The sequence below is a fragment of the Mycobacterium dioxanotrophicus genome, assembly GCF_002157835.1.
Lineage (GTDB): Bacteria > Actinomycetota > Actinomycetes > Mycobacteriales > Mycobacteriaceae > Mycobacterium > Mycobacterium dioxanotrophicus.
Genome location: NZ_CP020809.1, coordinates 4852897 through 4874129 on the forward strand (window position 1 = coordinate 4852897; position 21233 = coordinate 4874129).

The following is a 21233-nucleotide window of genomic DNA, read 5'->3' on the forward strand; positions in this document are numbered from 1 at the left end:
CCATTCGTGCGCCGAATCACGGGGACTCCTGATTTCCGCCGTGCGCGTTGGCGTTGTCCAACAGGATCTTGAGGCGCTCCAAGGCATTGCCGTCGCCCAGCCGCTGCCCCGGTGCCCTGCCGTTGCCGGTGCTGGGCAGCCGGTCGGGGCTGACCGGGTTGAGCGCATCGGGTCCGCCGCCATCCGGACCGGCGATCGGCGCGTCGCCACCGCTTCCCGTCGGCGGGCCAGGCGTCATCGTGGGTTCCGGCGTCTGCGGCGACGGCATGTTCGGGCCCGGTCCCGGCGGTGGCGCCGCACCGGGGGTCTGCTGACCGTCGCCTGGCTGCCCGGGCGCGGGTGACGGGGGCGCACCCGGCTCCCCCGGCGCGGGCGAGGGTGACTGCGATGCGCCGGGCAAGCCCGGCAGCGGCGGGGCCGAGGTCGGGGTCAACGTTGTCGGAGCGGGTTGCGGCGTCATGGTTTGCGGCGGTGCGGATGGCGGCGGCGGCGGACGATGCAGGTTGCGCAGCTTCTCCTCCAACCGCGGCAGCGCCTGGTCGCGGATGGCCTTGCGGTCGGCGTTGGCATCGTCATTGCCTTCGAAGCAGTGCGCAGGTGCCTGTTTGACGATCGCGATCGCGGCGTTGTACCAGCGCTCGGCCGCTTGTTTGTCGTTGCCGCGGGTTGCCAAATCCCCCAGGGTTTCCTGCACCAATTCGAGGTTGACGCGCACCGGGCAGGACGCGGCGGGATCGGTGCGCGACAGCGATTCGCCGAAGCGCGCCTCGGCGTCGGTCAGCCGGCCTTCCAGAACCATCAGGTCGCCGCCGGCGAACGATGTCTTCGCCGGATCGACGACGTTGAACGTCCCCAGGATCGAGATGTCGTCGCGCAACGCGTCGATGTCGTGGCGGTCGAAGTCGGATGCCGCCCAATTACCGGCCACGACGACGCTGATGAGCTTCGCCGCGACGGCCAGCAGCACGACGATGACCGGGGCGGAAAGCAGATACAGACGCCGCCGCAGTCGCAACCGGTTCGGGCCCGACCGGTAGTACGTCAGCACCCGCCGGGTCGCTGCGCGCACCGCGGCACCGGATTCCTTCATCAGCATCATGCGGTGACGTCCTTGCGCGACATCCGGTTACGCCGGAACTCCCGGATGGTCAGCACGATCTCCCCGAGTACCAGCGCGGCGGCCAGCATTGTGAACAGCCAGTACAGTTCTCGACGTTCGACGAGTTTGGAAGCGTGCAACGGGTTCTCGTCATCGGACCCGGCTACCGGATCCACCGCGGGCAGCACGGCGGTGATGGCCTGGCCCGCCTCGCGGTGAAAATAGGGGACGCCGAGCTCTCCGGCGATCTTCTTCAGCGTGGCCTCGTCGAGGGAGGAGTTCAGCGGCGCGCCGGTGGCCGCATCGTTCTGATAGACCTTGGTGGCACCGACCCAGCCCTGTGGGACCGGGCCCCCGGCGGACGTGCCGTAGCCCAGTACCGCACCGCCACTGACGGCCTTGTCGGGCAGGCCGAACGACGCGGACGAGGCGCGGCTGCCCGCGTCGCCCGAGCCGAAGTAGAAGACCAGGCTCCTGGAGTCCTTGAATCGGCCGGCCGCCGCGTCCAGCTGCTTACTCAGCTCGTCACGCGCAGCGGTCGGATCGGCCTGGTACATGGCGTCGGGCGCCACCAGCGTGTAGGGCGACAAGCCGTGCACCAGCGACTGCAGGCTCCAGGCGTCATCCGAAAGAGGCCAGTCCACAGCGGCTTTCGACGCGAACGAAACCAGGCCGAACCTGGCCCGCGGGTACTCGTTGATCAACGACGAAATGTCGGCGCGCACTCCGGTCATCCGCGATTGGCGGTCACCGAAATCCTGGACGCGCATGTTCACCGAGCGGTCGACCACGAAGAACACGTTGAGGTTGGGGTCGACCGCCGAGGCACCCTTGGGCTGTTCGGCCGGGTGGTCATCGTTCAGATCGAACCCGGGCCGGGCCGCCGCGAACACCAGCATCAGAACCGCCAGCGTCAGTCCGGCCCACCGCAACACGACCCTGCGGTACTGACCGGTCCCGGTGCGGACCAGCACGCGATACAACGCGACCATGCGGATGACGATGAGAAGCGCGCCCAGACCGAACAGTGCGATCGGCGCGAAGATCGGGTCGAAGGTCATCGGCGCAGTACCGCCAGTGAGACACACAGCAACACGGCCGCGGCGACCGCCGCGATGAGCGCCTCCTCGGGCGCATCCCAGGACTGGCTGGTCACCACCCGACCGCTGGGCAGGACGGCCTGCGGCGGGTTGTCCCGAATCTCGTCGAGCAGGCGGGTGAGCGTGGAATCGCCCCCGGCCTGCGCGGTTCCGGCCGGATTGAACAACGCGAACGTGCCGCCGGTGGCGTCGGCGATCGATTGCAGCCGGTTGTTGGCGTCCGGGGAACTCTGGGCGACATCGGAACGCGAGATCACATTGATCTGCACACCGGCCTTGATCGCCATGTCTTTGATGGCCTGCTCGGTGTACAGCTGCGCACGCTGTTCGTCCGGTGACCGCAGAGCGCTGTAGCCCAGGTACACCAGTGACCGGCGATGCTGGCTCTTGCCTTCGAACGACGGGAAACCGGTCAGGCACAACGCCAGGATGTCCTCGGCGCTCGGCGCGTAGTCGACGTAGGTGACCTTCTGGGCGAACTTGTCGATCCCGGTCTCCAACTCGGCACGGTCGGCATCCGGCACCGGCCGGTGAGTGTCCAGATCCTGCTGGATCCGAGCGAGTTTCGCGAAGTACTCGAACCGGTCGGCGGCGAAATCATGGTCGCGGGTCATCGGCACCACCCGCAGACTCGGAGAGGTCAGCCCGATCCGCTGGGTGTCGTACGACTTCGCCTGCTTGGCGTAGTAGTCCAGGAAGTTCGCGGTGCTCGGATCCGTGACCGGTTCGCCCACACACAACATGGTGTCCAGAGGGTGCTCGGTCTCGAATTCCTTGGTGGAGCTGGACGTCCCGACGGGCCGCGCGCTGGCGACCAGAGCGGTGGCGAACGTCGCCAGCAGCAGGACGCCGGTGACGATCATCGACAGGAAGTAGATCCGGTACACGCGCGCGTATTCGGGGAGCCGCGTCAGCCGGTCGACATGTGCGAGCGGGCGCAGCACCTGCTGCACCTTGGCCATCGGCAACAGCGAGGCCGCGATGACGCACACCGCCAGGAAGATCAGCCCGGCCAGGATGACGGGCCACCATTTCAGCGCCATGTGCGCACCATCTCTTCGGCGGACCGACCGAGCGTCACCATGTCGGACTGTGGCGCGGCGCTGAACTGAACGTCGTTGAGCGCACGGAACAGCGGGCCGACCCCCGCCAGATCGCCGTCGGCGATGTCACCGACGTGCAGGTACTGCGCCCGCACTCCGGTGGTGACGTAGATGAAGCTGCGCAGGATCCGGCTCACGGCCGCGCCGGCCTGGGCCGGGGTGAGACCGCCGGCCAAATATTGCTGATTGGTGCGCTGCAACGACCGGGCGAACCGGCGCCGCACCAACGACCCGTGCAGGTTTCGGATCACCGGCAGGGTGCGCAGCCGAGCCGGGGCCATCGTCCACACGAAAACCCCTGTGCACCAAAGGATCACAATGACAATCAGCGCGATGCCGATGCCCAGCCACCAGTACGAGAACGACAGCGGGCCGCCGATGAACCGCAACAGATCATCCGGCATTGCCGAACACCTCGTTCATGTCGACGATCCGGTCCCGGATCTCGGCGCTGGCGACGATGCGGGCGAAGCAGACCTCGTGTGAGGACAGGAAGCTGTCCAACTGGGCGATGCGAGCCTGCTCGGCGGCCCGGTAGGCAGCCACCACGCGCGGCCCGAGGGTGGCTCCGTTGAGCACGAACCGCCCGGTGGCCACATCGAACCCGTCGTGTTCCCCCTCGTCGGCCCCGACCGCAGGCATGTCGGTGACCATCAGCCAAATGATTTCGTGTTGCCCGGCAAGCGCTTTGAGTGCCGCGTCGAGGCGGGGGCTGACCTCGGGTTCGTCAGAGACGACGATCACCAGCAACCGTCTGCGATGCGCGTGTGCGACGAACTCCAACTGCGCGACGATGTCGCTCGCGCCGACCTCACCGAGGCTGTGGTTGTAGTAGTGCTCGAGGATGCTCTCGATGTGGGTCTCCCCGCGCCGGTTGCGGATGTTCGCCGAACCCCGCGCATCGCCGTACACCATCCCGACCTCGTCGCTGCGGCCCACCGCGATGAGACCGATGGCGCCGAGCACATTGGTCGCGACCTCGCGTTTCACCTCGCCCGTCGGCGTCAGGGCGGTCATGTTGCGGCCGGCGTCGGCGACCAACAGGATCTTGTGGTGCCGTTCCGAGACGAACCGCTTGATGAGCACCGAACCGGCGCGTGCGGAGGCCTTCCAGTCGATGTCACGGACGTCGTCGCCGGGCACATACGGCCGCAGGTCGTCGAGTTCGAGTGTCCTGGTGTGCAGCAGTGCGTAGCGGCCGCCCTCCAGCAGGCCCCTGGCGTCGGTACCGAAGTACTGCTTGGCCCGGTTGAGGTACTTGCCCATGTCGTTTTGCTCCTCGCGTCCGCGTATTCCCGCTCCTCGCGTCCGCAGGATCAGGGCACGCGAACCGACTGCAGCACCGCGTCGATGACCGTTTCGGGTGTCACGCCCAGCCGCGTCGCTTCGAATCCGAGGATCAACCGGTGTCGCAGCACGCGGTACGCGAGCTTCTGAATGTCTTCGGGCAGCACATGATTGCGGCCCTGCAGCACCGCAGAGGCCCGCGCCGCACGGCTGAACGCGATGGTGGCACGCGGGCTGGCACCGTACTGCACGAGCTTCGCCAGTTGCGGCGGCAGGAACTGCTGGGGGTTACGGGTCACGTGGATGAGCTGGGTGATGTAGTGCACCAGCACGGGATCCAGGTGCACGCTGCGCACCACGCTCTGCAGGCGCCGCATATCGTCCAGTCCGACAACGGGTCTCGGCTTCTCCTGGCGATCGTAGACACCCGCGTCGATCCGGAAGATGACCTCGGCCTCTTCCTGAGGGGTCGGGTACCGCAGAACTTCCTTGAGCATGAAGCGGTCGGTCTGCGCTTCCGAGAGCGGATAGGTGCCTTCCTGGTCCACGGGGTTCTGGGTCGCGATGACGAGAAAGGGCTCCGGGATCGGGTGGAGCGTGCCCGCGATGGTCGTCTGCCGCTCCTCCATCGCCTCCAGCATGGCGCTCTGTGTCTTGGCGCTGGAGCGGTTGATCTCGTCGAGCAGCACGATATTGCTGTGCACCGGCCCCAGCTGCGTGACGAACTGACCGGACGACGAGTCGTAGATCTGCGTGCCGATGATGTCGCTTGGCAACAGATCCGGCGTGCACTGGATTCGGTTGAAGCCACCCGAGATCGCGTCGGCGACAACGCGCGCCGCGGTGGTCTTCGCCAGCCCCGGAACGCTCTCCAGCAGGATGTGACCGCCCGTGAGCAGGCCGATCAGCAACGATTCCCGCAGGTTTTCCTGACCGACCACCTTGGTCGAGAACACCTGCGAAATCGCGCCGACAATGCGATGGGCACTTTCCATCTCGTGCTGATTCGGTTGCACGCGCGCGACTGTCGTCATCGAGTTACTCCCCCCGGTAATGTGCGCAAACTCAAACGTGATGTGCCGTCGCTGCGTTCAGCTCCACTTGACCGTCGGCGGGGTCTGGCTCAGGTCTGCGTCACCGAACAGCGTGAAGGAGTCGGTGCCGGTAATCCGTCCGCCGTCACGGCCCTGCACCGAATAACCGAAGCTGCCGGACAACGTGACGTTGGCCGACAACGAGTATTCGGAGAACGTGATCTGCGCGCCGTCCGGTGCCGGGGCCTGCCAATCCACCGTGCCGTCGACGGCGCCGTATTCATAGAGGTGCTGCGGGCAATTCGGCGGCGACGTCGACTTCGAGCGGGCGCAGCCGTCCAGCAGGCTCTTGATGTTCGCGGTGATGCTGTTCTTCGCCGAATCGCTCAACGAGAAGTCGGGACGGTTGGCGCCTGCGTAGCCGGTCAGGGAGTCGAGCAGCAGCGGCTTGCCCTCGACCTTCAGATTGCTGTTGTTGGAGCCCCAGTCCACGTAGCCGGGGAACACGTAGACCACCGAGCTGCCGATCGGCTTGCCGAACGCGGTCAGGGTGCTCACGGCCTTGCTGCTGGCCTGCGTCGAGTAATCCAGCCGGACCGCAGCGGAGTCGAGCTTCCATTTGTTGCCCGACTTCTTCATCATGAACGTGGTGTCGGACACCTGATCACCGAAGTTGGCGGTCACGTGCACCGAGCCGAATCCGATGCCGTTGTTCGAATCATCGCCCAGGATGCGGATATTGGAGATCGGCATCTTCTCGACCTGAGACTTGAGGATCTCGTCGGTGAGCAATTCTTTGGAGGCCGGCTGGTCGGCGCCGAAGCTCAGCGCCGCTTCCGCGTCGCCCTTGGCGAGCGCCTCGAGGTAGCCCTGCACCGTCTTGCCCGCGGAATCGCTGGAGGCGCCGCCGCCACCGCGTCCGACCAGGGCGACGACGGCGACGATCACGATCACCAGAAGTACTGCCGCGCCCGCACCGATCGTGATGATCAGGGCCTTGCGGTTGCGCTTGCCCCCGGGTGGCGGGAAGCCCGCGAACTGCGAGTCGAACTGCGGTGGCCCGACCTGCGGTGGGGTGCCTGGTTGCGGCCAGCCGGGCTGCCCTTGAGCGCCCCACGCCGGCTGTTGCTGGGCGCCCCAGGGTTGCGCGGCAGGTGGCTGCTGCGGCGGCATCTGCTGAGGCGGCTGCCAACCACCCGACGGGTCCGCACCGCCCTGATCGCCCTGGCCGCCGATCGGGCTCGGTCCGCCGTAGCCGCCTTCACCGCCTGACCAGTTCGTCACAGCAGAACTCCCAACCGCGGTTCATGCCGCACCGGCAAACCCCCACTTTCCGCGACCCGACTGTGTGCACACGAGGAGCCGGGGACTTTTATCGTTCGGAGGCATTCTAAGCAGCCGTTGATCATCACGCAGACACCAATCTGCGCCGGCTACCGCTTCAGGCGGGCCCTTCTGCGAGCAACGTCCGGAATCCGTCCTCGTCGAGGATGGGCACCCCGAGTTCGACCGCCTTGTCATATTTCGACCCGGGCGCGTCACCGGCGACGACATAGGCCGTTTTCTTCGACACGGAGCTGGCGGCTTTGCCACCGCGAGCGATGATGGCTTCCTTGGCCTGGTCGCGGGAGAAACCGGGCAGCGACCCGGTGACCACGATGGACAGGCCCTCCAGCGTGCGCTCGACACTTGCGTCGCGTTCATCGGCCATCCGCACCCCGGCCGCGCGCCATTTGTCGACGATCGCGCGGTGCCAGTCGACGGTGAACCACTCGACCACCGCGGCGGCGATGGTCGGCCCGACGCCCTCGACCGCGGCGAGCTGTTCCTCGGATGCTTCGACGATGGCGTCCAAGCTGCCGAACTCAGTGGCCAACGCGCGTGCCGCGGTGGGGCCCACGTGGCGAATGGACAGCGCCACCAGAACCCGCCACAACGGTTGGGCCTTGGCCTTGTCGAGGTTGGCCAACAGCCGCTTTCCGTTGGCGGACAGCTCGCCCGCCTTGGTGGTGAACAAGGCGGTGCGCAGCAGATCGTCGGCGGTCAGCGTGAACAGGTCACCCTCGTCGGTGATGACGCCACCGGCCAGAAGCGCCGTCGCCGCCTCGTAACCGAGCCCCTCGATGTCGAACGCACCACGGCCCGCGACGTGAAACACCCGCTCGCGCAACTGCGCCGGGCAGCTGCGGGTGTTGGGGCAGCGGATGTCGGCGTCGCCTTCCTTGGCCGGGGCGAGCCGGGTGCCGCATTCGGGACAGTTTGTGGGCATGACGAATTCGCGTTCAGACCCGTCCCTCAGGTCCACGACGGGACCGAGCACCTCGGGGATGACGTCGCCGGCCTTACGGATCACGACCGTGTCGCCGATCAGCACACCCTTGCGTTTCACCTCGGTGGCGTTGTGCAGTGTCGCGAGACCGACCGTCGAACCGGCGACCTTGACCGGCTCCATGTACGCGAATGGCGTGACCCGACCGGTGCGGCCCACGCTGACCCGGATGTCGAGCAGCTTGGTGGTGGCCTCCTCGGGCGGGTACTTGTAGGCCACGGCCCAGCGCGGGGCGCGCGAGGTGGAGCCGAGCCTGCGTTGCAGCGCCACCTCGTCGACTTTGACCACCAGCCCGTCGATTTCGTGATCGACGTCGTGGCGGTGTTCACCCCAGTAGGCGATGCGCTCGGCCACCGCGGCGACCCCGGACACCTTGGTGGTGTGCGCCGACACCGGTAGCCCCCACTGTCCCAGCGCGCGGTAGGCGTCGTGCAGCGAAGCCGGGCTGAATCCCTCCGAGTAGCCCAGGCCGTGGCAGATCATCCGCAACCGGCGCCGCGCCGTGACCGCCGGATTCTTCTGCCGCAGCGAGCCCGCCGCGCTGTTGCGGGGGTTGGCGAACGGCGGCTTGCCCTCGGCCACCAAACCGGCATTGAGGTCCTCGAAATCTGCGACCCGGAAGAACACCTCGCCGCGCACCTCGAGCACTGCGGGCACCGGGAACTCGTCGGACGGGGTGAGCCGCTCGGGGATGTCGTCGATGGTGCGGGCGTTGAGCGTCACGTCCTCACCGGTGCGCCCGTCGCCGCGGGTGGCGGCGCGCACCAGCCGGCCGTCACGGTAGACGAGCGCCAGTGCCACCCCGTCGATCTTCAGCTCGCACAGGTAGTGGGCGGCGTCGCCGGTCTCGCCGCTGATCCGGGCCGCCCACGCCGACAGCTCATCGGAGTCGAACACGTTGTCCAGCGACAGCATGCGCTCCAGATGCTCGGCCGGCGTGAAGTCGGTGGCGAAACCCGCGCCACCGACCAGCTGGGTCGGTGAATCCGGGGTCCGCAGCTCAGGGTGGGCATCCTCGAGCCCCTGCAACTCGCGCAACATCGCGTCGAACTCCGCGTCGGAGATGACCGGCGCGTCCCTGACGTAATACCGGAACTGGTGCTCACGTACCTCGTCGGCCAGTTCCTGCCAACGTCGCCGCAGGTCAGCGTCTTCCACGTCGCTCGAGGTCACCCCCGCAGGGTAGCCGAGGGCACTGACAGGCAAACAGCGTCTAGGGTGGCGGCATGCCGCATCCGATCATGTTCAGTGACGATGATCAGGGACTGGCCGAGCTTCGCACCATCGCACTCGATTTCCCCGGGGCGTTCGAGAAGGTCTCGTGGGGTAGGCCGGTGTTCTGTGCGCCGAAAATGTTCGCGATGTACGGCGGCAACGTCAAGGGCACCGGAGAGATGCGCCCGATGCCGTACTCCCTGCTGATCAAAGTCGATGACAGCGACCGCCGCGCGCTGGAGCAGGATCGCCGGTTCTTCTTCCCGGCCTACATGGGGCCCTTCGGCTGGTTGGGCCTGGATTTCACTGCGGCGAAGGTGGATTGGGACGAGGTGACCGAGCTTCTCGACGCCTCGTTCCGTTTGATCGCGCCGAAGAAACTCATCAAACAACTCGACGAACGCTGACTGGAGGCACCATGAGTTTTGCGAGTCCCTTTGCCGACGTCGAGATTCCGACGGTCAACGTCTACGAGTACCTGTTCGCCGATCTGACCGCCGAGGATGCCGGCCGCGTCGCGCTCGTGGACACCAAAACCGGCACCGAAACCACCTACGGGGAGCTGGTCGACCGCATCGACGCGTTCGCGGGTGCGCTGGCGGCGCGCGGCATCGGTGTCGGCGATGTGGTTGCGCTGTTGTCCCCGAACAGTTCCGCGTTCGCCGTGGCGTTTCACGGCATCCTGCGCGCAGGTGCGACGGCGACCACCATCAACGCCCTGTTCACCGCGAAAGACATCGCCAAGCAGCTGACCGATTCGAAGGCCCGGTTGTTGGTGACGGTCGATGCGCTTCTGCCCCATGCCGGCGAAGGGGCCGCGGCGGCGGGCCTGACAGAAGATCAGGTGGTGGTGCTCGACGGCGCCGGGCTGCCCGACGGGCATGCCGCACCGGAGGTCAGCTTCGACCCGGCCTCGCATCTGGCGGCGCTGCCGTACAGCTCGGGAACGACGGCAAATCCCAAGGGCGTCATGCTCACTCATGGCAACTTGACCGCCAACGTCGCGCAGATCCGGCCGCTGCAGGGCATGCAGGCCGACGACCGCCTGTTGGCCGTCCTGCCGTTCTTTCACATCTACGGCATGACGGTGCTGCTCAACGCGGCCCTGCACGCCCGGGCCCGGCTGATCGTCATGCCGTCCTTCGATCTCGCCGAGTTTCTCGGCAATATCCAGAATCACAAGTGCACCTACGCCTACATCGCTCCGCCGGTGGCGGTCGCTCTGGCCAAGCACCCGCTCGTCGACTCCTACGACCTGTCCTCGCTCAAGGGCATCATGTCGGGCGCTGCGTCGCTGGACGCCGAGCTCGGTCATGCGGTGGCCAACCGCTTGGGCTGCACCGTCGTTCAGGGCTACGGCATGAGCGAGTTGAGCCCGGTCAGCCACATCACCCCGACCGACGGCGGGCTGGCCACGATCGGCACCGTCGCGCCGTTGGACTCGTGCGGCTGGACCGTGCCCAACGCCGAGAGCAAGCTGGTCGACCCGGACACCGGTGCCGAAATCGGTATTCCGGCAGAGGGTTTGAGCGCCACCGGCGAACTGTGGTTCAGAGGCCCGAACGTGATGGCCGGGTACCTGGGCAACGAGCAGGCCACCCGCGAGACCGTCGACGCCGATGGCTTCCTGCACACCGGCGACCTCGCACAGGTGGATGCGACGGGCTGCGTCTACATCGTCGACCGGCTCAAAGAGCTCATCAAGTACAAGGGCTACCAGGTGCCGCCCGCCGAGCTGGAGTCCGTGCTGCTGACCCACCCGGGTATCGCCGACGCCGCGGTGATCGGCGTGCACGACGACGCGACGGGCGAGGAGATCCCGAAGGCGTTCGTGGTCAAGCAACCTGGGGCGGAGCTGACCGGCGACGAGGTGATCGCGTTCGTCGCCGGCCAGGTGGCCCCGTACAAGAAGGTGCGTCAGGTCGAGTTCATCGACGCGGTGCCGAAGTCGTCGGCAGGCAAGATCCTGCGCCGGGAGTTGCGTGCCCGCTCGTAAGCGTCACTGCGGCTCCTCCACAAACGCGCGCAACCGGTCGATGGCCCGGTCCCACCGCTTGGACAGTGCGGACAGGTAATCGCTGGCCTCGGCCAACGGCTCGGGCTGGATGCGCCAAATACGTTCGCGCCCTTTGCGATCGCTGGTCACCAGACCCACCGCCTCCAGTAACAGCAGATGTTTGGTCGCCGCCTGGCGGGTCACCGGAATCACCTGCGTCAGCTGCACGGTCGAGCATGGGCCGCCGTCGCAGAGCCGGGTGACGATGCGCAGGCGGTTGGGATCGCCGAGGGCGTCAAACAATGGCGCCCGCTCGTCGACGCCGGCGCTGCTCACACCTGCTCACCCAGGGCGAGATACTTGCTCACCAGTTCGGTCTGGATGGCCCAGCCCTCGCTGTTGGCCTCGTACGCCGAGACCCGCCGTTCGGCCGGGATCGCGTCGAATCCGGACTCGACGATACGCAACAGCACACCCTCGTCGGTCTCGGTGAGCGTGAACTCCACCAGCGTGGTGGGTTCGGCCGCATAGTCGGTGCCGGGGTCGACGGCATACGGATGCCAGCGGTAGGCGAACCGTCGCTGCGGTTCCACCGCCTCGATGTACCACTTGCCCGGCTCGCCCGCGTAGGGCTCCTGCTGTGCGGCCACTGTGTCGTCGACATCGGTCGGCGTCATCACGCCGTTGACGGCCTCACCTGCGACGAACGGGCCGTCGAAGCGAACGCCGAACCACCGGCCGAACTCCTCGGAGTCGCTGATCGCGCGCCAGACCCGGTCGAGCGGGGCCCGCAGCAGAACTTCTTTTTCGATTCGATCTGTACTCATATACGCAACCTTTCAGTTGCCTATCACGGTAATCATCGATCCGCAGATGCGCAACCTTTTGGTTGCTTCTAGTCTTCAGAATCTTCCGGAAGAGTGCCGGATCAGATCCCTTCGGGATCGGCAGCAAAGCCGTCGGCGGCCTTCTGCACCAGCCCATAGGCGATCCGCGCCCACTCGGGCGTCGCACCGGCCAATCCGCAGGCAGGCGTGATACCGATGCGGTCCCGCAACACTTCCCGGGCGAAACCCAGCCGGTCGGTCACCGCCACAGCGGCCTTCGCCACCTCCTCGACCGACGGCCTCCGTTCGGGCGCGGCGGTGGGCACCACACCGAGCAGCACCGTACGGCCCGAGTCGACGAACTCGCCGACGCCGTCCAGATCGGCCGCGGTCAGGGTCGACACGTCGACGGAGACAGCGTGAACAGCACTGCGCAGCAAGCCTTTCCACGGCAGCTCGGGGGCACAGCTGTGCACCGCGGTATCAGCCCCCACCCGCGCCGCGCAAGCATCGAGCAGGCTCACGGCGACGGCCTCGTCGACCGGATGCACCGGCGACAGACTGGTCACCCCCGTCAACCGCCCCGCCAGCGCGGCGGGCAACGACGGCTCGTCGAGCTGCACCACCACCGTCGTGTCCAGCCGGCGCGCCACGTCCGCGCGGTGCTGTGCCAGCCCTTCGGCCAGCGACGCGGCCAGGTCGCGCAACGCGCCCTGATCGGTGATGGCCCGGTGCCCACCGGACAATTCCAGCTGAGCAGCCAGGGTGATGGGCCCGGGCGCCTGCACCTTGACGACCCGCCCGCTGCCTCGCAGTCCGGCCTTCTCCCAGGCTTCCTCGAGGGCGTCGATGTCCTCGCCCAGCAGGCTCACCGCGCGCCGCAGCGCGGCGCTGCGGCCCGGCGCGATGCGGTAGCCGCGAGGCACGGTGTCGATACCGATGTCCACCAGCAGCGCCCCGGCTCTGCCGATCATGTCCGCGCCGATGCCGCGGGCCGGCAGTTCCACCAGGTGGGTCAGCGTGTGCAGTTCGCCGACGACAACCTCGGCGGCCTGGCGCGCGGCGGTGCCCGGCCACGAGCCGACACCGGTCGCCGCTGCGAAAGCGCTCACGCGCGGGTGATGGTGGCGCTGGCGATGACCTCGTCACCGTCTGCGTCGGGACGGTAGAGCACCATGGTCTGCCCTGGGGCGACGCCGCGCAGCGGGGCCCGCAGGTCCAACACCAACCGCCCGTCGATCAGCTCGGCCACGGTGTCGGTGATCCCGCCGTGCGCGCGCACCTGAACCCGGCATTCCACCGGCCCGTCGAATGCCGCACCGCTGGTGAAGATCGGGTTCTCCCCCACCAGCTGCCGCACCTCGAGGTCTTCGGCCGACCCGACGTGAACCGTCCCGGTTTCGGCGTCGATCGCGGTCACGTACCGCGGCCTACCGTCGGCGCCGGGCCCGGGAATACCCAAGCCCTTGCGCTGTCCGATGGTGAAGCCATGGACACCGTCGTGTTCGGCGAGCACAGCGCCCTCGGGATCGACCACCGAGCCGCGACGCACCCCGATACGCGCGCCGAGGAAGGCCTGGGTGTCTCCCGACGGGATGAAGCAGATGTCGTGACTGTCCGGCTTGGCCGCCACCGCGAGGCCGCGAGCGGCGGCCTCTTCCCGGATCTGCGGCTTGGGCGTGTCACCGATCGGGAACAGCGCGTGCCGCAGCTGCTCGGCCGTCAACACACCCAGCACATAGGACTGGTCCTTGTCGGCGTCGACCGCGCGGCGCAGCCTGCCGTCCTCCAGGCGCGCGTAATGACCGGTTGCGACGGCGTCGAAACCCAGTGCCAACGCACGGGCCGACAGCGCGGAGAACTTGATGCGCTCGTTGCACCGCACACACGGATTCGGGGTCTCACCGCGCGCATAGGCCTCGACGAAGTCGTCGATCACATCGTCTTTGAACCGGTCGGCGAAATCCCATACGTAGAACGGGATGCCGAGCACGTCGGCGACGCGCCGGGCATCGCCGGCGTCCTCCTTGGAGCAGCATCCGCGTGATCCGGTGCGCAGCGTGCCGGGCGCGGACGACAGCGCCAGATGCACGCCCACGACGTCGTGGCCGGCCTCGACCATGCGGGCGGCGGCCACCGACGAATCCACGCCGCCGCTCATCGCGACCAGAACCCTCATGACCGACCCGTTCCCGCGCTCGCCAGCGCAGCCTGCCGAGCCCGCTCCACCGCGGCGGGCAACACCTCAAGTGCAGCGTCCACGTCGGCGTCGGTGCTGGTGTGCCCCAACGACAATCGCAGTGAACCCCGCGCGGTCGCAGCATCGGCGCCCATGGCGATCAGCACGTGCGAGGCCTGTGCCACGCCGGCCGTGCAGGCCGAGCCGGTCGAGCATTCGACGCCCTTGGCGTCGAGTAGCATCAGCAACGAATCGCCTTCGCAGCCACGGAAAGTGAAGTGGGCGTTGCCGGGAAGCCGGTCGGTGTCGGCGGCACCGTTGACGTAGGTGTCGTCGATGGCCGACAACACACCGTCGATCAGCCGATCCCGCAGCGCCCGTACCCGTGCGCTGTTGACCTCCATACCGTCGATCGCCACCTTCGCAGCCGTCGCCATACCCACTGCCCCGGCCACATACGGTGTGCCCGAACGGATGTCTCGCTCCTGACCGCCGCCGTGCAGCAGCGGCACACACGCCACGTCGCGGCGCAGCAGCAGCGCTCCGACACCCGCGGGGCCGCCGAACTTGTGCGCGGTCACGCTCATCGCCGCCAGTCCACTGGCACCGAAATCCACCGGGATCTGACCGACCGCCTGCACCGCGTCGCTGTGCATGTGGACGCCGAACTCCGTGGCGACCGCGGCCAACTCCGCGATCGGCATGATGGTGCCGACCTCGTTGTTGGCCCACATGATCGACACCAGCGCCACGTCGTCGTGCTCCTGCAGCGCCGCGCGTAGGCCTTCAGGGGACACCGCACCGTCCGCGCCGACCGGCAGCCACGTCACCTCGGCACCCTCGTGCTCGACCAGCCACTCCACGGCGTCGAGCACCGCGTGGTGTTCGACCGGTGTGGTGACGATCCGCCGCCGCGTGGGCTCGGCGTCGTGGCGGGCCCAGTAGATGCCCTTGACCGCCAGGTTGTCGCTTTCGGTGCCACCCGCGGTGAAGATCACTTCTGAGGGTCGCGCCCCGAGCAGCTGCGCCAGCGTCTCCCGCGACTCCTCCATCCGGCGCCGGGCCTGTCGGCCGGATCCGTGCAGTGACGAAGCGTTGCCCACGGTTGCCAGCACAGCCGTCATCGCCTCGATGGCGGCAGGATGCATCGGGGTGGTGGCGGCGTGATCGAGGTAGACCGTCCTACCTGGGGAAGGGGTCATAACGTTCCCAGGATAGCCGCCACCCGGCGAGCGCCCCGAATTGCCGGTCAGGCCACCAGGGCGTGAGCCGGTGCGGTCGGCAGCGCCTGCTCGGGACGCACCGCGGCCTCGCATCGCGCGGCCAGATCGCGGCGGTCCTCGCCGGGCAGCTGCAGCGAACCGACGTGCACGTGGCACACGGTGCGACGTGCGGTGATGACGCGCCGCACCGACGACAGCAGAGTGTCCTCCCCGACGAAGGCCGGAACCGTGGACTGGCGGCCGTCGCGGTGCCGGTAGGTCAGCCGCAGCGGCTGCACGGGCCGTGCCGCATCGATGGCGGCCTGGAACATCGCCGGCCGGAACTGCCCATAGGCCAGCCCGCACCAGGTGGTGCCCTCGGGGAACGCCACCACGGTGTGGCCGTCGGTCAATCGCTGCGCGACGGTGTTCACCACAGCGGGCAGCCGGCGCAGGCTGCCCCGGTCGATGGGGATGACCTTCATGATGCGGGCCAGCCGGCCCAGCGCGGGCCACTCGATCAGATCGGCGCGGGCCACGAAGGACCCCGGCAGCACCGCCCCGATCGTGAAGATGTCCAGCCAGGACACGTGGCCACTGACCACCAGCACGCCCTGCAGGTTGCGGATCGGGCCGCCCGACACGCTGATGCGCACCCCGAAGCACCGCAGCATCAGCCGGCAGTAGAACCGCTGGATGTGCGAGCGGCCGGGCAGCGGCACCGCCAGCAACGGGACACCGGGCGCCAGCAGCACCGCCATGACGACCCGCACGGTGGTGCGGACCCACACGACCGGCCGGCGGCCGGTGTCGGCGCTGCCCGTATGCACGCAGCTGGCATCACACGAGGCCTTCGGCAGCCACGAGTGTTCACACTCGTGGCTGGTTTCTCCTCGCGTCCGGGGCACGGTCATGAGCCCATCCCGTCGGCCATATCGGCCGCCGCCGACACCGAGCGCAAGCGCTTGAGGTAGCGGACATCGGCCCGACGCTTGTCGAGCAGGGCCGGGAAGTCACCCACCCCGAAATCGGGATCGTGGGCCGGTTCTCCGCACACCTGCGCGCCCAGCCGCAGGTAACCCCGCATCAGCGGCGGCACCGAGGTCCGCGACGGCGGGTCGATCTCGTCGAGGCCCTTGCCGTCGAGGACGACGGGACGGTAGGGGTACACGGTGAACTCCTGCGGCGCGGCGTGGCGGCGACGAACGAAGTCGCGCACCCCGCGGATCTGGGTACCGGGAGGGCCGTCGGCCGTGCCTGCCGTCGGCACGGAGACACAGCCGGTGACGTAGTCGTAGCCGCAGCGGTCCAGGTAGGCCAGGATGCCCGCCCACATGAGCAGGACCACGGCGCCGTTGCGGTGGTCGCTGCGCACCACCGCGCGGCCCATCTCCACCAGCGACGGACGCAGCGCGTCCAGACCCGTCACGTCGAATTCCGTGGCGGTGTAGAGCCCGCGCGCGGCGATCGCACCCGGCGGCGGCAGCATGCGGTAGCAGCCGACCAGTTCGCCGAAGTCCTCGTCCTGCACCAGCAGGTGGTCGCAGTACTCGTCGAAGCGGTCGGCGTCCCGGCCGTCGGTGGCGCCGGCCAACGCGAAGCCCGGCTCGGCGGTGAACACGTCGTGGCGCAGCCGCTGCGCTGCGTCGATGAGCTCGGCATCGGTGGACAACAACAGCGAATAGCGCGGCGAATCGGCCGACGGGGTGGGACGGTCTGCGGCGATGAGTACAGATGAAGTGCTCATAACCAGCACGGTCGCCCAGCCGGGTCGCCGGATGGCGTCGCCAGCGTGACATGTCCGTGATCGCTAGGTGACGAATTGGCCTGGCCGCTCAGTCGTCGAGAAACACCACGTTCTCACTGATCGGATTGCGCGGTGTGTCGAGGTGGTTGGCCGCAAATGCCTCGTCGGCGTAGCCGATCGAGAGCCCGCAGAGGATCGTCAGATCGGTTGGGATGCCGAGTTGTTCACGCAGCACGTCGGGATAGAACGAGATCGACACCTGCACGCAACTGCCGATTCCCCGTTCGTTCAACGCCAGCAGCAGGGTCTGCAGGAACATCCCGACCCCCAGCGCGTCGACATTGGTGAAATCACGATGCATGCAGACCACCGCGGCCACCGGTGCGTGGAAGAACTCCCAGTTGCGCTTCTGGGCCGCCCATCGCCCTTCGGCGTCGTCGCGGGCGATGCCCATCGCCCCGTACACCAGGGCGCCGCTCTCCCGGCGCAGGTGAGCGAACTGCGGGGGCAGACCCGCGGAACCTATCGCCGGAGGTGCTGCCTCGACCGCGGTGAGCAGCGCGTCGACCAACCGGACGCGCCGCTCACCGGTGGCGAAGAAGACATGCCACGGCTGGGTGTTGGAGTTCGACGGCGCCCGCATCGCCAGGGCGAGCGCCTCATCGAGTAGCTCCCGTGGAACAGGCTTGTCCGGCAAGAACATTCGCGATGACCGTCGCGACCGGACGACGTCGGAGAACTCGGCCATCAGCGGACTCGTCGATCCTTGCGGGCCTCGAGTTCGTCGTCATCGACGACGACGAGCATCGGTTGGCCGGGCACGCACAACATGTTGACCAGGAAGCGCAGCGGTACATCGTCGCGATTGTTGGCGTCGGAGTAGTGGATGACGTCGCCACCGGGCTCCCAGAACGCCTCCCCCGCCTTGATCACCCTCGGCGCCTCGCCCTCCAGTTCGAAGAGCATCTCCCCCTCCAGCACGTAGCCGAAGGCAGGCCCGGCGGGATGGCGGTGGGGCGGCGCCCCGGGTGAGCCCGCGGGCCACTCGATGATGGTCGTCATCACCTCGGCGTCGGCCGGGATGAACGGCGGCGCGACGGTCTGGATCACGGTCATGGCGTCGTGCAGCGCTTTTTCGCGCTCTGCGGAGATGGTCATGTCAGCGTCCCGCGAGCCAGTGCGTTTCGCCGAGGATCCCGTCGTCGCCGGTGACCAGGCTGTTGTCGTCGACGGCGGTACCGAAGTACGTGGCCTGCGGGTCGATCACCACCGGCTTGTCGTCACCGCGCTTGGCCAGCACCGCACGGGCCATGTCCGAGAACGACAGCTTCTCGGGTCCACCGATGTTGACGATTCCGTCGAGTGGCGCGGCCTGGGCCGCCTTGGCCACCTCGGCGGCGACATCGTCGACCGAGATCAGCTGGATCCTGGCATCGGGAACACGCACCTCGTCCCCGACCACGAGGGTGTCGGTGATGGCCTCGGCGAACTCCTGGAACTGGGTGGCGCGCACAATCGTGTACGGCAGACCGGATTCGATGATGATCTTCTCCTGGGCCACCTTGGCCCGCATGTAACCGCTGTCGGGCAGGCCGTCGGCCCCGACGATGGACAGCGCGACGTAGTTCCCGACGCCCGTCTCCTGCGCGGCGGCGGCCAAGTTCCGCGCGGACGCGGTGAAGAAGTCCATCACCGGCCCGTCGTCGAACGACGGTGAGTTCACGACGTCGACGAGCACCTCGGCGCCGCTGAGCGCCGCCACCAGACCCTCACCGGTGACGACGTTGGCACCCGACGACAGGGAGGCAGCGACCACGTCGTGCCCGGCTTCGGTGAGCAACCGCACGACCCGCGAACCGATCTGGCCGCTGGCACCGATCACTGTGATTTTCATTGTGCGAACACCTTTCTCTGGCGTGGTCCCACCCAGGCGAGGATCCACCCGAACACCTCGCGGCCGCAATCGTGCGCGATCCGGTCACGACATCCAGCCTGTCAGCGCACGGCGGGATTGAAACCCTGGAAAGTTCGTGGTCTCCGGGTGGCTCGGCAGAGCAGTCCGCACAACGAAAAACCCCGGCGCATCAGATGCGCCGGGGTTTCCCGTATGACTCGGACGTCAGCCCTTGCGAGCCTGGATGGCCTCGGTGAGCTGCGGGGTGACCTTGAACAGGTCACCGACGATGCCGAGGTCGGCGATCTCGAAGATCGGCGCCTCTTCGTCCTTGTTCACCGCGACGATCGTCTTCGACGTCTGCATGCCGGCGCGGTGCTGGATCGCCCCGGAGATGCCCAGCGCGATGTACAGCTGCGGCGACACGGTCTTGCCGGTCTGACCGACCTGGAACTGGCCCGGGTAGTAACCCGAGTCGACCGCGGCACGCGAGGCACCGACGGCGCCGCCGAGCGAGTCCGCGAGCGCCTCGACGATGCCGAAGTTCTCCGCGCTGCCGACGCCACGACCGCCGGCGACCACGACAGTGGCCTCGGTGAGTTCGGGGCGGTCGCCGGCCACGGCGGGCTCGCGCTTGGTGATCTTGGTGGCGTTCTCGGCCTGGGCCGGGACCTCGACGTTGACGACCTCACCGGCACCATCGGCGGGGGCGGCCTCGACCGAGCCCGGACGCACGGTGATGATCGGGGTGTCGCTGGTGACCTGGGCTTCGACGGTGAACGCGCCACCGAAGATGCTGTGGACGCCCACCGCGCCTTCCCTGACCTCGATCACGTCGACCAGCAGACCCGAACCGATGCGGGCCGCGAGCCGTCCGGCGATCTCCTTGCCGTCGGCGCTGGCGGCGATCAGCACGCCTGCGGGCGCAGCCGACTCGGCCAGTCCGGCGAGCACGTCGACCACCGGGGTGATCAGGTAGTTCTCGGCGTCGTCGGACTCGGCGACGTAGATCTTGGCGGCGCCGGCGGCCTTGAGGCCGTCCACCAGCGGCGCTGCCGTGCCGGGCTTGCCCACCACGACGGCAGCGGGCTCACCCAGCGCCCGAGCGGCGGTGATCAGTTCGGCGGTGACCTTCTTCAGGGCACCCTCAGAGTGCTCAACGAGCACAAGTACTTCAGCCATGGGATTTCTCGTTATGTCTTTCGCGTCTCGTTAGATTCGATGGAAGCAGCTGCTAGATGAGCTTCTGGGCGACGAGGTAATCGGCGACCTTGGTACCGCCGTCACCCTCGTCGGTGACCTTCTCACCAGCGGTCTTCGGCGGCTTCGGGGTCGACGACAGCACCTTCGACCCGGCGTTGGCCACACCGACCTCGTCGGCTTCGACGCCGATCTCAGCCAGGGAGAGCACGGTGACTTCCTTCTTCTTCGCGGCCATGATGCCCTTGAAGGACGGGAAGCGGGGCTCGTTGATCTTCTCGTTGACGCTGACCACCGCCGGGAGCGGGGCTTCCAGCGTGAAGACACCGTCGTCGGTCTCGCGCTCGGCGGTGACCTTGCCGTCTTCGACCGTCAGCTTGCGCACGTGGGTGAGCTGCGGCAGACCCAGGTACTCGGCGATGACGGCCGGGACCGCGCCGCCGACGCCGTCGGTGGCTTCGTTGCCTGCGATGACCAGCTCGGTGCCTTCGATGGTGCCCAGTGCGCGGGCCAGCGCCCACGCCGTCTGGATGACGTCGGAGCCGTGCAGGTCGTCGTCCTTGAGGTGCACGGCCTTGTCGGCGCCCATGGACAGGGCCTTGCGGATCGCCTCGGTGGCGCGCTCGGGACCGGCGGTCAACACGGTGACGGTGCTGTCGCCGCCCTCGCGCTCCTTGATCAACAGCGCCTCTTCGACGGCGCGCTCGTTGATCTCGTCGAGCACGGCGTCGGCGGCCTCACGGTCAAGGGTGAAATCGCCGTCGGACAGCTTGCGCTCCGACCAAGTATCTGGGACCTGTTTGATCAGGACCACAATGTTCGTCATGACTCTGGTTCGTCCTCCTCGTGGGGCCGGGGGACCGGCCAACCGTATTACGTTCTTTGCGACTACCCTATGTTACTAGCCGGTAACTTACAGAGTTCGCAGGAACACCATAGCTGGTCGAGCTAGGTATGCGGTGACCACTATCACACGCACGTAGTAGGGAACCGTTCGCGAGTAGGCCACCAACCGGTCGAC

General features: G+C 67.7%; 22 protein-coding genes. 2 read left to right on the forward strand and 20 right to left on the reverse strand.

Translation table 11 applies throughout. The features are described 5' to 3' along the window. Positions 1–16 precede the first annotated feature (16 nt). From BTO20_RS23695 to ligA, 8 genes are all read right to left on the reverse strand, one after another. Complete coding sequence (locus BTO20_RS23695) at positions 17–1099, reverse strand: hypothetical protein (RefSeq protein WP_087078530.1); 1083 nt, start codon at positions 1097–1099, stop codon at positions 17–19. Then, complete coding sequence (locus BTO20_RS23700) at positions 1096–2160, reverse strand: vWA domain-containing protein (protein WP_087078531.1); 1065 nt, start codon at positions 2158–2160, stop codon at positions 1096–1098. The genes BTO20_RS23695 and BTO20_RS23700 overlap by 4 nt, the downstream gene beginning before the upstream one ends. Further along, on the reverse strand, positions 2157–3242 hold the full coding sequence (locus BTO20_RS23705) for a hypothetical protein (protein ID WP_087078532.1): 1086 nt from the start codon (positions 3240–3242) through the stop codon (positions 2157–2159). The genes BTO20_RS23700 and BTO20_RS23705 overlap by 4 nt, the downstream gene beginning before the upstream one ends. Beyond that, complete coding sequence (locus tag BTO20_RS23710) at positions 3233–3706, reverse strand: hypothetical protein (protein WP_087078533.1); 474 nt, start codon at positions 3704–3706, stop codon at positions 3233–3235. Before BTO20_RS23710 ends, BTO20_RS23705 begins: the two co-directional genes overlap by 10 nt. Then, positions 3696–4568, reverse strand: coding sequence for a DUF58 domain-containing protein (locus BTO20_RS23715; protein ID WP_087078534.1), 873 nt, complete (start codon positions 4566–4568; stop codon positions 3696–3698). The genes BTO20_RS23710 and BTO20_RS23715 overlap by 11 nt, the downstream gene beginning before the upstream one ends. 50 nt (positions 4569–4618) lie before the next feature. Beyond that, a complete protein-coding gene (locus BTO20_RS23720) occupies positions 4619–5623 on the reverse strand; it encodes an AAA family ATPase (protein WP_087078535.1) in 1005 nt (334 codons plus the stop codon). A gap of 57 nt (positions 5624–5680) precedes the next feature. Beyond that, positions 5681–6907, reverse strand: a complete 1227-nt coding sequence (locus tag BTO20_RS23725) for a DUF4878 domain-containing protein (protein WP_087078536.1) — start codon at positions 6905–6907, stop codon at positions 5681–5683. A 157-nt stretch (positions 6908–7064) separates the two neighbouring features. Further along, complete coding sequence (gene ligA / locus BTO20_RS23730) at positions 7065–9125, reverse strand: NAD-dependent DNA ligase LigA (RefSeq protein ID WP_087078537.1); 2061 nt, start codon at positions 9123–9125, stop codon at positions 7065–7067. A 53-nt stretch (positions 9126–9178) separates the two neighbouring features. Between ligA and BTO20_RS23735 the strand changes: the two genes are divergently transcribed. Both BTO20_RS23735 and BTO20_RS23740 read left to right on the forward strand, forming a co-directional pair. Then, positions 9179–9574, forward strand: coding sequence for an MmcQ/YjbR family DNA-binding protein (locus tag BTO20_RS23735; protein WP_087078538.1), 396 nt, complete (start codon positions 9179–9181; stop codon positions 9572–9574). An 11-nt stretch (positions 9575–9585) separates the two neighbouring features. Further along, on the forward strand, positions 9586–11163 hold the full coding sequence (locus BTO20_RS23740; protein ID WP_087078539.1) for a 4-coumarate--CoA ligase family protein: 1578 nt from the start codon (positions 9586–9588) through the stop codon (positions 11161–11163). A 3-nt stretch (positions 11164–11166) separates the two neighbouring features. Here BTO20_RS23740 and BTO20_RS23745 read toward each other — a convergent pair whose 3' ends face one another. From BTO20_RS23745 to BTO20_RS23800, 12 genes are all read right to left on the reverse strand, one after another. After that, on the reverse strand, positions 11167–11499 hold the full coding sequence (locus BTO20_RS23745) for an ArsR/SmtB family transcription factor (protein WP_087078540.1): 333 nt from the start codon (positions 11497–11499) through the stop codon (positions 11167–11169). After that, positions 11496–11990, reverse strand: coding sequence for an SRPBCC family protein (locus tag BTO20_RS23750; protein ID WP_087078541.1), 495 nt, complete (start codon positions 11988–11990; stop codon positions 11496–11498). The genes BTO20_RS23745 and BTO20_RS23750 overlap by 4 nt, the downstream gene beginning before the upstream one ends. A 101-nt stretch (positions 11991–12091) precedes the next feature. Next, positions 12092–13102 carry a uroporphyrinogen decarboxylase/cobalamine-independent methonine synthase family protein gene (locus BTO20_RS23755; RefSeq protein WP_087078542.1) on the reverse strand — a complete coding sequence of 337 codons (1011 nt, stop codon included), beginning with the start codon at positions 13100–13102 and terminating at the stop codon, positions 12092–12094. Beyond that, on the reverse strand, positions 13099–14169 hold the full coding sequence (gene mnmA / locus BTO20_RS23760; RefSeq protein ID WP_087078543.1) for a tRNA 2-thiouridine(34) synthase MnmA: 1071 nt from the start codon (positions 14167–14169) through the stop codon (positions 13099–13101). The genes BTO20_RS23755 and mnmA overlap by 4 nt, the downstream gene beginning before the upstream one ends. Continuing rightward, positions 14166–15371: a cysteine desulfurase family protein gene (locus BTO20_RS23765; RefSeq protein WP_087078544.1), complete on the reverse strand. Its 1206-nt coding sequence runs from the start codon at positions 15369–15371 to the stop codon at positions 14166–14168. Before BTO20_RS23765 ends, mnmA begins: the two co-directional genes overlap by 4 nt. 47 nt (positions 15372–15418) lie before the next feature. Then, positions 15419–16285 carry a lysophospholipid acyltransferase family protein gene (locus BTO20_RS23770; protein ID WP_087078545.1) on the reverse strand — a complete coding sequence of 289 codons (867 nt, stop codon included), beginning with the start codon at positions 16283–16285 and terminating at the stop codon, positions 15419–15421. Then, on the reverse strand, positions 16282–17118 hold the full coding sequence (locus tag BTO20_RS23775; RefSeq protein WP_087078546.1) for a GNAT family N-acetyltransferase: 837 nt from the start codon (positions 17116–17118) through the stop codon (positions 16282–16284). The genes BTO20_RS23770 and BTO20_RS23775 overlap by 4 nt, the downstream gene beginning before the upstream one ends. Before the next feature lie 88 nt (positions 17119–17206). Continuing rightward, on the reverse strand, positions 17207–17866 hold the full coding sequence (locus BTO20_RS23780; RefSeq protein WP_087078547.1) for a nitroreductase: 660 nt from the start codon (positions 17864–17866) through the stop codon (positions 17207–17209). Further along, positions 17866–18276 carry a cupin domain-containing protein gene (locus BTO20_RS23785; RefSeq protein ID WP_087078548.1) on the reverse strand — a complete coding sequence of 137 codons (411 nt, stop codon included), beginning with the start codon at positions 18274–18276 and terminating at the stop codon, positions 17866–17868. The genes BTO20_RS23780 and BTO20_RS23785 overlap by 1 nt, the downstream gene beginning before the upstream one ends. 1 nt (position 18277) lies before the next feature. Continuing rightward, positions 18278–19012 (reverse strand): SDR family oxidoreductase, encoded by a 735-nt coding sequence (locus BTO20_RS23790; RefSeq protein WP_087078549.1) that lies wholly within the window; start codon positions 19010–19012, stop codon positions 18278–18280. Between the two features lie 225 nt (positions 19013–19237). Further along, positions 19238–20194, reverse strand: coding sequence for an electron transfer flavoprotein subunit alpha/FixB family protein (locus tag BTO20_RS23795; protein WP_087078550.1), 957 nt, complete (start codon positions 20192–20194; stop codon positions 19238–19240). Between the two features lie 52 nt (positions 20195–20246). After that, positions 20247–21038: an electron transfer flavoprotein subunit beta/FixA family protein gene (locus BTO20_RS23800; protein WP_087078551.1), complete on the reverse strand. Its 792-nt coding sequence runs from the start codon at positions 21036–21038 to the stop codon at positions 20247–20249. Between the last annotated feature and the right edge of the window lie 195 nt (positions 21039–21233).